13 protein-coding genes are annotated in these 12,205 nt (G+C 66.4%); 7 read left to right on the top strand and 6 right to left on the bottom strand.

Features of this window, described 5'->3' with window-relative positions:
• Positions 1–234: 234 nt before the first annotated feature.
• Complete coding sequence (locus tag ASE50_RS01475; protein ID WP_056394680.1) at positions 235–1,005, bottom strand: glycosyltransferase family 2 protein; 771 nt, start codon at positions 1,003–1,005, stop codon at positions 235–237.
• Positions 1,002–2,057, bottom strand: a complete 1,056-nt coding sequence (locus ASE50_RS01480) for a glycosyltransferase (protein WP_056394682.1) — start codon at positions 2,055–2,057, stop codon at positions 1,002–1,004. Before ASE50_RS01480 ends, ASE50_RS01475 begins: the two co-directional genes overlap by 4 nt.
• A gap of 77 nt (positions 2,058–2,134) precedes the next feature.
• On the opposite strand from ASE50_RS01480, the gene ASE50_RS01485 reads away from it, so the two are divergent.
• Together ASE50_RS01485 and ASE50_RS01490 are read left to right on the top strand one after the other, a co-directional pair.
• Positions 2,135–2,911, top strand: coding sequence for a glycosyltransferase family A protein (locus ASE50_RS01485; RefSeq protein WP_056394684.1), 777 nt, complete (start codon positions 2,135–2,137; stop codon positions 2,909–2,911).
• The gene (locus tag ASE50_RS01490) at positions 2,908–3,906 is read left to right on the top strand and encodes a hypothetical protein (protein WP_056394686.1); all 999 of its coding nucleotides are present in this window, start codon (positions 2,908–2,910) and stop codon (positions 3,904–3,906) included. Before ASE50_RS01485 ends, ASE50_RS01490 begins: the two co-directional genes overlap by 4 nt.
• A gap of 3 nt (positions 3,907–3,909) precedes the next feature.
• Here the strand turns inward: ASE50_RS01490 and ASE50_RS01495 are convergent, their stop codons facing one another.
• Together ASE50_RS01495 and ASE50_RS18420 are read right to left on the bottom strand one after the other, a co-directional pair.
• On the bottom strand, positions 3,910–4,365 hold the full coding sequence (locus ASE50_RS01495) for a hypothetical protein (RefSeq protein WP_056394688.1): 456 nt from the start codon (positions 4,363–4,365) through the stop codon (positions 3,910–3,912).
• Between the two features lie 78 nt (positions 4,366–4,443).
• Positions 4,444–4,599 carry a hypothetical protein gene (locus ASE50_RS18420; protein WP_156347242.1) on the bottom strand — a complete coding sequence of 52 codons (156 nt, stop codon included), beginning with the start codon at positions 4,597–4,599 and terminating at the stop codon, positions 4,444–4,446.
• 185 nt (positions 4,600–4,784) lie between these two features.
• Between ASE50_RS18420 and ASE50_RS01500 the strand changes: the two genes are divergently transcribed.
• On the top strand, positions 4,785–7,640 hold the full coding sequence (locus tag ASE50_RS01500; RefSeq protein WP_056394691.1) for a M16 family metallopeptidase: 2,856 nt from the start codon (positions 4,785–4,787) through the stop codon (positions 7,638–7,640).
• A gap of 11 nt (positions 7,641–7,651) precedes the next feature.
• Entirely contained in the window at positions 7,652–7,954 is a 303-nt protein-coding gene (locus tag ASE50_RS01505; RefSeq protein ID WP_056394693.1) for a hypothetical protein, read from the top strand.
• A 296-nt stretch (positions 7,955–8,250) separates the two neighbouring features.
• Here ASE50_RS01505 and ASE50_RS01510 read toward each other — a convergent pair whose 3' ends face one another.
• The gene (locus ASE50_RS01510) at positions 8,251–9,561 is read right to left on the bottom strand and encodes an NAD(P)/FAD-dependent oxidoreductase (protein ID WP_082438760.1); all 1,311 of its coding nucleotides are present in this window, start codon (positions 9,559–9,561) and stop codon (positions 8,251–8,253) included.
• A gap of 316 nt (positions 9,562–9,877) precedes the next feature.
• Between ASE50_RS01510 and ASE50_RS01515 the strand changes: the two genes are divergently transcribed.
• Complete coding sequence (locus ASE50_RS01515; protein WP_056394695.1) at positions 9,878–10,510, top strand: outer membrane protein; 633 nt, start codon at positions 9,878–9,880, stop codon at positions 10,508–10,510.
• Between the two features lie 131 nt (positions 10,511–10,641).
• On the top strand, positions 10,642–11,313 hold the full coding sequence (locus ASE50_RS01520) for a hypothetical protein (protein WP_156347243.1): 672 nt from the start codon (positions 10,642–10,644) through the stop codon (positions 11,311–11,313).
• Positions 11,314–11,369: 56 nt separating this feature from the next.
• Here the strand turns inward: ASE50_RS01520 and ASE50_RS01525 are convergent, their stop codons facing one another.
• Positions 11,370–11,678, bottom strand: a complete 309-nt coding sequence (locus ASE50_RS01525; protein ID WP_056394699.1) for a hypothetical protein — start codon at positions 11,676–11,678, stop codon at positions 11,370–11,372.
• A gap of 176 nt (positions 11,679–11,854) precedes the next feature.
• On the opposite strand from ASE50_RS01525, the gene ASE50_RS01530 reads away from it, so the two are divergent.
• The gene (locus ASE50_RS01530) at positions 11,855–12,202 is read left to right on the top strand and encodes an HNH endonuclease (protein WP_235512126.1); all 348 of its coding nucleotides are present in this window, start codon (positions 11,855–11,857) and stop codon (positions 12,200–12,202) included.
• Positions 12,203–12,205 lie beyond the last annotated feature (3 nt).

The raw sequence follows: 12,205 nt of genomic DNA on the forward strand, positions 1-12,205 counted from the left end.
GGCTCCGCCGCTCGCTCCCTTTCCCAACGGGAGAGGGAAGGGACCCGCCCGGCGCAGCCGGGTGGGAAGGGTGAGGGCGATCCGGGGTGACGAGAAACGGCCCTGTCCTACAACCGCCCGACCATGCCATACCCTTCGGCGTTCTTTCTCACCGCCGAACCCGCCTCCCGCAACGCCACGATCCGCGACGCACCGAAACGCCCGCAAGTGTGACCTTTGTGACCTTTGAAAACGCTACGGCTGCGCTTCCCAAGGTTTATCCCGCAAATTCAGATGCGTAATCCCCCGCGCCTGCAACCGCGGCCCGAGGAACCGGTAGAAATACCAGTCCTTCGCGGCAAACGGCGTCGCATGGTACAGGACCCGCTCGGCCAGCGTCCATCGCACCCGCCGCCGGTCCGACCGGCGCGGCGACGGCTTGGCCCAGAAGCGGAAAGGATAGACCACCCGCCCGAGCTTGGCGACGCGCTGCATGACCTCATGGTCGAGCAGGACATAGGGCCAGAGCGCTTCCGAAAAGCCGCCCGCTTTCACCAGCGCCTGCGTGCGAAACGCCTGCCCGTACCCACCGGTATGCGTCTGCTTCGGCAGCAGCCGCGTCACGATCCCCGAATAGAGCGCTCGCCGCAACGGCTGCCCCGACGCATCGACCCCCATCGCCATCACTGCCACGACGCGCCGGTCGGCATCGAACGCCCGTTCGGCCTCGGCCAGATAGTGCGGCGGGTACCACGTATCGGCATCGCCGAACGCACAGAACTCGGTGGTCAACTCGGCCATCGCCGTTTCCAGCGCATGGATCTTGCCCGGCCGCGCTTCGGACCGATGGATGACCTCGACCCCCGGCGCGGCAAACCCGCGCGCAACCGCATCCGACCCGTCGGTCGACCCGTTATCGACCAGCACCAGCCGGAACGGCACCGTCTGTGCCGCCAGCGCCGCCAGCGTCGCCGGCAGGAAATCGACTTCGTTGTAATAGGCGATGACGAACGTCCAGCGGGTCACGCCGCGACCTCGATCAGCGTCCGACACGCCGCCTCCGACGATCGCGGCCCATGCGTCGCGACCGCATGCGCCCGCGCCGCCGCACCCATTGCCTCGACCGCCGCCGGATCGGCCAGCAGGGCGGCGACCTTGTCGCGATAGTCGTTGTCGCGGACGAGCAGCCCGCATGTCTCGGGGATGACATCCGTCCCGATCCGGTCGTCGAACGCCACGGCCGGCAGACCGCACGCCATCGCCTCCGGAATAGCGCGCGGGAAATAGTCACGGCGTCCGGCATGGAAGAACAGCCGCGCCTGCGCCAGCATCGCCGGCACCTGCCCGTTGGGAACGTGCCCTAGCCATTCGACCTTGGGAAAGCGTGCGCGCAGTTCCGCCGCTTGCGGGCCGTCGCCGATCACCGCCACCCGCAGCGTCTCGGCCAGCGCCGCGATCTCGTCGAACTTCTTGTACGGGCTCAACCGGCTGGTAGCGATCACGTCGAACCGCTTTTCGGCCGCCATCGGTGCGAAGCGACCGGTGTCGATCGTCTTGGGCAGCCGCTGCATCCGTACGGCCGGCACCGACCGCCGCCAGAAACGCCAGCCGGGATGGGTCAGCTTCGCTTCCTGCACCGCTGTCTCGGGAAAGACGAATGCGGCATCGGGGACGATCCGGCTCCAGTAATCGCCGCCGATGATGACCGCGAACCGCCGCCGATCGGGCCGCAGCACTCGGTCGAACAGGTCGAACCCCGCGCCGCCATTGCTGCCGACCAGTACGAACAGATCGGCCGGATCGGTCCGCGCCGCCGCGACCATCGTGTCGCTCACCTGATCGCGCGTCTTGGCCGCCGGGTTCGACGGCGCGAACAGTCGGATCGGGTAGGGCGCGACCCCGTCCAGTGCAGCGACGGTGGTGCGGGCCGCGGGGGCCAGCGCCCACAGTTCGCTCTCGACGCCCAGTTCGGTCAGGATGCCCGGCATCCGCTTGTCGCGATTGTCCCAGCGGAGCCATTCGGCGGTATCCGAAACGCCGTGATGGCTGGGATAGGTCAGGACGAAGATGATCCGCATCGCCGACCGGCTACCAGCGCAGGGTCGATCACGCCACCCGATTGTCGAGTGCGCATGCTGCGGCTAAGGCGCTGGCGATGAACTGGTCGGATGACGGCGCGCGGGTGAGCTGCGTGATGGTGACCGCGAACCGTGCCGCGCTGGCACGGCGGGCGGTCGACTGTTTCCTGCGGCAACGCTGGGCGAACCGCGAACTGGTCGTCGTCGATGACGGCGATCAGGATTATACGCCGCTGTTCGCCGACATCCCCGCCGACCGCCTGATCTACGACCGCGTCGCCAAGACGCCGGAGACGACGCTCGGGCGTTTGCGCAACCGCACGCTCGATCTCGCGCGCGGGTCGATCGTCGCGCAGTGGGACGATGACGACTGGTATCACCCCGACCGGCTGGCGCGACAGGTCGCGGTGCTCGAACAGGGCAGAGACGCCTGCGTCCTGCGCGGCACGTTGATGCATCTCGACGCGCCCGGCTGGTTCGATCACCCCTATGTCGGCACGCTGGAGCCGGGCGTCCCGGGCAGCATCGTCCACCGTGCCGATCCGCGGGCACGCTATCCCGAAAAGCGGCGCGGCGAGGATACCGATTTTCTTGGGGCTTGGCCGATCGACCGCATCGGCGTGCTCGACGCACCCGGCCTGTTCGTCCGCGCCTTCCACGGATCGAACACCTGGGACCGGACCCATTTCGAACGCCGGGTCCGCAACACGCCCGCCGCCGCGATCGAATATGCGCTGCGCTCGCTGCTGCCCGGGGGCACGTGGCGGCATTCGCGCTTTCGTCTCGATCCCGAGACGCGCTCGGCTTTCGAGACGTTCGTCGCCGATTCGCGCAGCGCCGGAGTGTTCGCTTGACCCTCGCCGAACATGGGCAACGGCTGCACCTGTGGTCGCAAACCCCGGCGGCCGCGTGGGCAGGCAAGGTCTTCCGCGCGCTCTTCTTCGTCGGCGTGCTGTTGTGGCTGGTGCTGAAAGTCCGCGCGATCGGGTGGAGCAACGTCGCCGCCGCGCTGCCGCGCACGCCGTGGTTCTACATCCTGTTCGTCGTGATGTTCATGGCGCTGCCGGTATCGGAGGTCTGGATCTTCCGCCGCCTGCTCGGACGACCCCTGCCGGGCGCGCTGCCGGTGTTCGTGCGCAAACGGGTCTTTAACTCGGCGTTCGTCGGCTATTCGGGTGAGCTCTACCTGTTCGTCTGGGCACGCCAGCGGCTCGGCATCGCGTCGAAGACGCTGCTGCTGGCGATCAAGGACAATGCGATCCTGTCCGCGCTGGCATCGGCGGCGATCACCTCGGGCTTGCTCGTCATCTTCATGGCGACGGGGCGCGCGAAATGGATTGCCGACTGGCTCCATTCGGCGGGAGGCGTGATCCTTGCCGGGCTGCTGGTCGCGGCGTTCCTGACGCCGTTGCTCCTGCGGTTGCGGAACCAGATCCTGTCGGTGTCGTGGCGCGTCGCGGGCACCGTGCTGGCGATCCACGTCGCCCGAATCTTGATCGTCGTGCTGTTGCAGGCGACGCAATGGGCAGTGGTGCTGCCCGATCAGTCATGGGGCGTGTGGATCACCTTCCTGACGGTGCAGATGGTCATCAGCCGCCTGCCGATCGTGCCCAATCGCGACCTGCTGTTCCTGTCGGCGGCGTTGGAGATGAGCCACATCATCGACGGACCGCGCGCGGCGATGGCGGGGTTGCTGCTGGCGGGCGGCGCGCTGACGCAGGGGAGCAACCTGCTGTTCTTCCTGCTGACCAGCTTCGAACGCCGGCGCGGGACGCTGCCCATGGCCGAACCCGATCCGGCGTTCGAAGCGGCGGTCGCCACGCCGGCGGTGCCGCCGGCGGGCGAATAGCCGTTACGCCTGCGCCCGCTGGCAGATGAAGCGCGACAGTTCCTGCCGCAGCGGCAGTCCGGCGGTCGGGCGAAGCGGCCCGTCATGGGCGACGTTGGTTTCGACATGGGCGCGCGTGTCGGCGACCCCGACGACGTGGAACAGGTCGCGTTCGCAATCCACTTCGGTGCGGGCATAAACGAAGCGGTCACCGCGCTGCTGGCGCAGGATCGCGATCGTCGTGCCGACGGCGGTTTTGCGCTGGCGCAGCAGTTCATAGCGCGACTGTTTGTCCGACGGCGTCGGGATCACCGTGCCTTCCAGCGGATAGCGTTCGATCCCGTTGCCGGCGATCTCGGTCTCGACCAGATGCCGCAGGTCGACCTGCTCCGTCGCGTTGGTCGACGGCGCGCTGTCCCCCGACGTTCCGCACGCGGTCAGCAGCGCCGCGCCTAGCAGGGCGGTCATCGATCGGATCATGGAACACATACCTTTCTACCGGGACCAATAGCTGTCCGCCAATATGTCGCGACGCGCCGTCAACTGCCGCGCGAAGGGTCACCGCGATCGCAATGCGCCGACCGCGGTCAGAAAGGCGATGCCCCCCATGGCCAGCACGAGCCCGCCGATGTCTTCCCAACCGATCGCCATCAGGCGGTCGACCTTGTCGGACAATGGCAACATCGTGCGAAGCGTTTCGAATGGAATGGTCATTGCGCGTTGCAACATAATCACGGATCGCGGGATGAGAACCGCCAAAGCGGCCGATCGCTCCCAAGACATCATAAGTTACATCCGCGTAAGAATAGGGGGAGGCATCGGCAACGTGATGACGCTTGCGCGACACAAAACCACCCCATACACCGTCATTCCGTTTATCGATAATGTTGGGGGGTTCCATGTTTCGTACCGTCGCGTCCGTCCTGCTCGCGTCCACGGCGCTTGTCGGGCCCAGTGCGTTTGCCCAGTCCACCGCGCCCGCGCCGATCAAGGCCGCGCCGCTGTCCGCACTGGTCGCGCCGGTGAACATTCCGTACGAGAAATTCACGTTGCCGAACGGCCTGACGGTCATCACCCATACCGATCGCAAGGCACCGATCGTCGCAGTGTCGGTATGGTACGACGTCGGGTCGAAGCATGAGCCGGCGGGGAAGACCGGGTTCGCGCATCTGTTCGAACATCTGATGTTCAACGGTTCGGAAAATGCGCCGGGCGACTTCTTCGATCCGTTGCGCTCGATCGGCGCGACCGACCTGAACGGCACCACCAGCTATGACCGTACCAATTATTTCGAAACGGTGCCGAAGCCGGCGCTCGACCGCGCGCTGTTCCTCGAATCCGATCGCATGGGCTATCTGCTCGGCGCGGTGACGCAGGGCGTGCTCGATGAACAGCGCGGCGTCGTGCAGAATGAAAAGCGGCAGGGCGACAACCAGCCCTATGGCCTCGTCCGTTACAAGATGACCGAGGGTATCTTCCCGGTCGGCCACCCCTATCGCCATTCGGTGATCGGTTCGATGGCCGATCTGGATGCCGCCAGCCTCGACGACGTGAAGAACTGGTTCCGCGGCCATTACGGCCCGAACAATGCCGTGCTGGTGCTGGCCGGCGACATCGACGCCAAGACTGCCCGTCCGCTGGTCGAGAAATATTTCGGTGCGATCCCGAAGGGGCCGGAATCGGTCCTGCCCAAGATCGACGTGCCGACGCTGGCCGCGCCGGTGCGCGAGGAGATGAAGGACCGCGTCGCCGCGACGATGATCATGAAGGTCTGGCCGGTGCCGGGCCTGAACGATCCCGAAGCGCCCGCGCTCGACGTGGCGATGACCGCGCTCGGCGGGCTTGCCTCCTCGCGGCTCGACAATGAACTGGTCAAGCGCGACAAGCTGGCCGTGCAGGTATCGGCCGGCGTCCAGTCGCTGTCGCAGGCCGGGATGATCGTCGTCCGCGCGGTCGTCCGCCCCGGCGTCGACGCGAAGCTGGTCGAGGCGAAGCTTGACCAGATCATCGCCGACTATCTGCGCACCGGCCCGTCCGCCGACGAAGTCGCACGCGTCGCCACCACCAACGTGTCGAGCACCATTTCCGGCCTCGAATCGGTCGGCGGCTTCGGGGGCAAGGCGGTCGCGCTGGCGCAGGGGCAGCTCTACTCGAACGATCCGGGCTTCTATAAGAAGGAGCTGACCGCGCTGGCGACGATGACGCCGGACCGTGCCCGTGCCGCCGCGCAAAAGTGGATGTCGCGCCCGGCCTATACGCTGGTCGTCGTTCCCGGTGCCCGCGAAGGCTATGAAGAGGCGAAGGCGGTTCCTAAGGTCGCCGACAACAGTGTACCCGCCCCGGCCGAAGGTCCGGCCAAGGGCACGCGCGGCGCGATGCCTGCCGTGCCCGATGCCGGCGGCCAGTTGCAGTTCCCCACGGTAACGCGCAGCCGCCTCGCCAACGGCATGGAGCTGGTCTACGCCCAGCGCACCGCCGTTCCGGTCACGCAGGTGTCGATGGCGTTCGACGCCGGGATCGCCGCCGACGTGTCGGGCAAGCTCGGCACCGCCGGCATGACCATGGCGGTGCTCGACGAAGGGACCACCACCCGCAATTCGATCGCGCTGGCCGAGGCGAAGGAAAAGCTCGGCATGTCGATCTATGGCGGCAATTCGGCCGACCAGACGACGATCGGCTTCTCGACGCCCAGCGCCAATCTGAACAGCTCGGCGCTGTTGTTCGCCGACGTGCTGCGCAATCCGGCATTCGATCCGGCTGAAATCGAGCGGGTGCGCGGTCAGGTGCTGGCGCAGATCGGCCAGCAGCGGACCAATCCGCAGGGGCTGGCCGACATGACCCTGCCGCCGCTGCTCTACGGCGCGGACTCGCCCTATGCGAAGCTGGCGGCGGGCGTCGGTGATCCGGCGGCGGTCGCGTCGCTGACCCGCGGCGATCTGATGGCATGGCGCGGTGCGTGGCTGCGGCCGGACAAGGCGAAGGTCTTCGTCGTGTCCGACCGTCCGCTGGCCGAGGTGCAGGCCGCGCTCAACGCCGGTCTCGGCGACTGGCGCGCGACCGGTACCGGCGGCACCAAGACCTTCCCGGCACAGCGCGCGACTACCACGCCGAAGATCGTTCTGATCGACCGGCCGGATTCGCCGCAGTCGCTGATCGTCGCGGGACAGATGACGCCGGTACAGGCCAAGTCGGACACGCTGGCGGCGACCACCGCCAACACGGTGCTGGGTTCGGGCTTCCTCAGCCGGATCAACATGGACCTGCGCGAAGCGAAGCACTGGTCCTATGGCGCGGGCGGTGGCTATCGCCTGATGCAGAACGCCGTCCCCTATGTCATCACCGCCCCGGTGCAGGCCGACAAGACCGGGCCGGCGATCGCGTCGCTGCGCGAACAGATCAGCGGCTTCCTCGGCAAGCAGGGCGTGACCCAGGTCGAGTTTCAGCGGTCGATCGACGGCGAAACCCGGCAGCTCGCCGGCACGTACGAAACGTCGGGTGCGGTGCTCGGCGCGATGCAGTCCAACGACTTCCTCGGCCGGCCCGACAATTATCAGGCGACCTTGCCGCAAAAATATCGCGCGCTCACCATCCCGCAGCTTGACGCTGCGGCACGGCGGGCACTCGATCCCGATCGCTTCGTTTACGTGGTCGTCGGCAATGCGGCGACCGTCCGTCCGCAGCTTGACGCGCTCGGTCTGCCGGTGGAGGTGGTAGCGGCAACGCCGCCGTCCGCTCCGGCCGCCGCGGCAAAGTAAGGAGAGCGAAGATGGCGAATGTCGATGGCAGCTGGAACACGATCACCAAGTCGCCGATGGGCGACCAGCAGGCGACGCTGACCGTCAAGAGCGACGGCGGCACCTTCACCGGCAGCTATTCCGGGGCGATGGGATCGACCGAGATCACCGATGGCAAGGTCGATGGCGACAAGCTGTCGTGGAAGGTTGCGATTGTCGTGCCGATGCCGATGACGCTCGACTGCGAAGCGACGGTCGAGGGCGACACCATCTCTGGCACGGTCGGCGCGGGCGCGTTCGGCAGCTTCCCGATGGCGGGCAATCGCGCCGGCTGATCGCGCGACGATAACGGGAACGGCCCGTCCGCAGTCGATGCGGGCGGGCCGTTTGCGTTTGGCGGTGCCTGCGTCCGAAACCGTGTCCCCGCGCAGGTACGGCGAGCAGGCAATTTGCGATTGGTTGCGCCGTCACCCCAGACCGTATCCCCGCGCAGGCGGGGACCCAAAGTGAAGGAGCGGAACGCCCTTGGCTCTGGACCCCCGCCTCCGCGGGGGTACGGCTGATCGGCCATTCATTCGACCGGCCGCAGTGTCTGGACCCTTGCCCCCGCGGGGTACGACCAGTGCCTCGGTCACTCCGCCGCCCGCGCTTCCGCCTCGATCTCCGGCAACCCCGCGGTGCGCGGGCGCTCCCCCGGATCGGGCGCATAGCCGGTCAGCAGCCGCGCGCCCCGGCCATAGGTGAACCACGACCACGCCCAATGGACATAGACCGACACGCGGCTACGAAAATCGACCAGCAGCATCAGGTGGACCAGCGACCATGCCAGCCACGCGATGAAGCCGTTCAGCTTCAGCCCGGCAATCTCCGCCACCGCGCGCGACCGGCCGATCACCGCCATCGTCCCGTAATCGCGATATTTGAACGTGTCGTCGGCGTTCTGCCCGGCAATTTTCGCCGCGATCAGCTTGCCGACGAACTGCCCCTGCTGCTTGGCGACGGGCGCGAGGCCGGGCAGGGGGCCGTCATCGGTATCGAAGCTGGCGACATCACCGATCGCGAAGATGTTGGGATGGCCCGGCACCGAACAGTCCGGCCGGACCTTCACTGCGCCGTTGCGCGCGGCATCGGCCGACAGCCATTCGGCCGCCGGGCGTGCTTCCGTTCCCGCCGCCCATAGCACCGCCGCCGCATCGATCCGCTGGTCGCCGACCGTCAGCCCGCGTTCGTCGATCGCCTGCACCTTCTCGCCGGTCCGCACCTCCACGCCGAGCGATTCGAGCATCGCGCGGGCCGCCTGCGACAGTGTCGGGTCGAACGCGCCGAGGATATGATCGCCCATCTCGCACAACACCACCCGCGTCGCGCGCGGATCGACCCGGCTGAAATCGCGTGCCAGCGTCGTGCGCGCCAGTTCGGCGATGGTGCCGGCCAGTTCGACGCCGGTCGGCCCGCCACCGACGACGGCGAAGGTCAGCAGGCGTCGCAGTTCGGCCGGGTCGTCGCATTGCTCGGCCCGCTCGAACGCACCCAGCAATGCCGCCCGGATCGCGAGCGCATCATCGATCGATTTGAGGACGAAGGCATGGTCGCGCCAGCCATCGTTGCCGAAGAAGCTATAGCCCGCACCAGTTGCCACGATCAGGTAATCGAAGCGGATCCGCCGTCCGTCGGCAAGGTGGAGTTCGTTCGCCGCAGCGTCGACCCCGCACGCCTCCGCCATCAATATGCGCGTGTTTTTATTGCGACGCAGCAGGGCGCGATTGGCCGTTGCGATGTCCGCCGGCGACAGCGCTGCGCCTGCCACCTGATACAGCAATGGCTGAAACAGATGGTGGTTGGTCCGGTCGATCAGCGTCACATCGGCATCGGTTCCCCGTAGCGCCTGTGCCGCGGCGATCCCGCCAAAGCCGGCACCCAGGATGATGATCTGGGGTCGCATACCGCCTCCATCCGCCATTTTCGCGAGTATGGCCGCACCGCGCGACCGGATCACCAACCCGTCAGGTCCGCGATCGTTGCGGGCGTTGCCCCGACGTCGCGCCATCCTTGCCATATTGCCACCATGGTCCGGGCAGTGCCGCCATGGTTCGTTCATCGGGCTGAAAGATACCGTTGCCGTTATACCACACGAGGAAGTTTCATGACGACGGTGTTGCGATGCAATGCAACCTCGCCGGTGCTGCCGGGTTCAGATGGGCCACGGACAAACCGGCACAGCTTCGATGCCGGGACCGTAAACGCTGATGAGGTTTTGTATGCGTAAGCTTTTCACCGTCGCCGCAGCCGCTGCCGCGTTCGTGGCTGTCCCCGCCTTTGCGCAGGACATGTCGACCACGACGCAGGACACGACGGCCACCACCGAATCCGCCCCCGCCGTGACCGCACCCGACGGCACCAGCGGCATCGGTTTCGAACCGTATATCGCCGTCATGGGCGGCTGGGAGCAGTTCGACTCCGAAGCCACCAAGGCCGGCATTCCGCAGGTCGCGCGTAACGACAAACTCAACGGTGCCCTGGTCGAAGGGATCGTCGGCTTCAACGTGCCACTGGGCCCGGTGTTCGTCGGTGCCGAAGGCAGCGTTTCGAAGGGCGTGTCGGGCGACATCGATTGGGATTACGGCGCAGCCGGCCGTTTCGGCTTTCGCGCCGGTGATTCGGGCCTGATCTACGGGAAGGTCGGCTATCGCTGGGTCAATTTCGACCGGTTCGGCACCGCCAGCCGCGACTATCACGAAATGACCTACGGTGCCGGTTTCGAAGTCGGTCCGAAGGATATCGGTCTCGGCGGCATCACCGGCAACTCGGGCGTCCGCCTGCGCGGTGAAGTGTCGACCTTCGGTTCGGCGCACAGCTTCCGTCCGATGCTGGGTCTGACGACCCACTTCTAAGCGTCGACGTTGTTCGGGCGGGTCCGGCGTATCGGGACCCGCCCGGGTATCTGCGTACAGAATGAGGCTCCGGGCGATGGCTCGGGGCCTTTTTCCGTATGTTGCTTCCATTAGCCGAACGATGCACCGTCATGGCCCATTCCGGGGGGCGTGACATGGCATGGCTGACCTATCTCGCGTTGGCGCAACAGGCGATAACGCCAGGCTATTTCCCGAAATCCTATGAAATGGCGACGGTCCGGTGCGAATTTTTCGGTCGATCGCTTCCGCGCCTCAGCGCCTTTGAAAGCGATTGGTACAGTGGTCAGTTGCGGGCGGCAGGCGAGCCATCGCTGCTTCGGCGCGCTTATGCCGGTCGTGCCGACAGCCTGCGCTTCCTCTGGTTGCGCAGCTTCGATCCCGCCGTCATCGTGCGCATCGACGGACTGGGCGGTGACAGTCCCCGACTGATCGCGGTCGAACTGGACGGCCTGGGTGGTGACAGTCCCCGACTGATCGCGGTCGAACTGGACGGCCTTGGTGGTGGCGAACCCGGTACCGTTCGCCGGCGGGTGATGCGCCCGCTCACGCAAGTCGAAGCAGTCGATCTGCGACGGCGACTGACCGTTCAGAATCCCTTCGCCTTGCCGATCGGCGCGAACCCCTGCGATGGCGGGATTGATGGCTCGCAATGGATCATCGAACGTGCCGCCGGGCACCGGTACAAAATGGTGAACGCATGGAGTCCCGAACGCGGGCCGATCCATGCCGCCGGCATCGCGATGTTGCGGCTGACCGGCTGGAAATTTACCGCCATCTACTGAAAAAGGCCGCCGGGCGCGAACCCGACGGCCTGTTTCCCGTAGGACAACGGGAACGCTTATTCCTCGACGGTCACCCGACCGCGCCGGACCACCATGCCACGCTCCGCCATTTCCTTGCGGAAATCATGCTCGGCGTCGGCGACCTCGCGGCGATATTCGTGCCACGCATCCTCCCGGGACGATGCGTCCTTGGCGCGGCGCAGATCGCTGCGCAGTTCGCGCTTCGCTTCGGAGATGTCGGTCTTATAGTCGAGATAATAGGGGTTATAGTCCGAATAGACCGGTACCGAACGATCCTTGGCCAACGACGGCGTTGCGATACAGGCAGTCGCGGCGGCGGCGATCAACAATGGAAAGCGGTTCATGGGTTGTCTCCCTTTTCCTGAACTTGCCGCGATACAACCCGTACGGTTCGATGACGGTTCCTTCATCTGCCGTTCATCTGACGCGCAGGGATTGGTAACTTGGCAGTACATACAGGCGCTTGCCGAACGCCGTGGCGATACCGATCTGCATGGCGGACGCAGCAGGGGAAATGGAGATGGCCGGACGCGTGAAGCGGAAGGCAGGACTGGCCGCAGCCGAGGCGCTGGTCGTGCGCACGCTCGATCCGACGACCTGCGCGCTCTGCCGCCGCCCGATCGGCACGCAGGTCGAATGGCATCACCGCGTGCCCAAGAGCGAGGGCGGCCGCGAGACGGTCCCGGTCCACCCGATCTGCCACCGCACCATCCACGCCAGCGCGACCAACACCGAACTCGCCGGCCCGCTCGCCGATCTCGACACGCTACGCGACGTTCCCGCGGTCGCCAAATTCGTGAAATGGGTCGCCGACAAGCCCGCCGACTTCCGGGTACCGGTGCGTCAAACTCTCAGAAGTATTTACTAAATT

Origin of the sequence: Sphingomonas sp. Leaf5 (assembly GCF_001421155.1) — a bacterium.
Taxonomy (GTDB): Bacteria; Pseudomonadota; Alphaproteobacteria; order Sphingomonadales; family Sphingomonadaceae; genus Sphingomonas.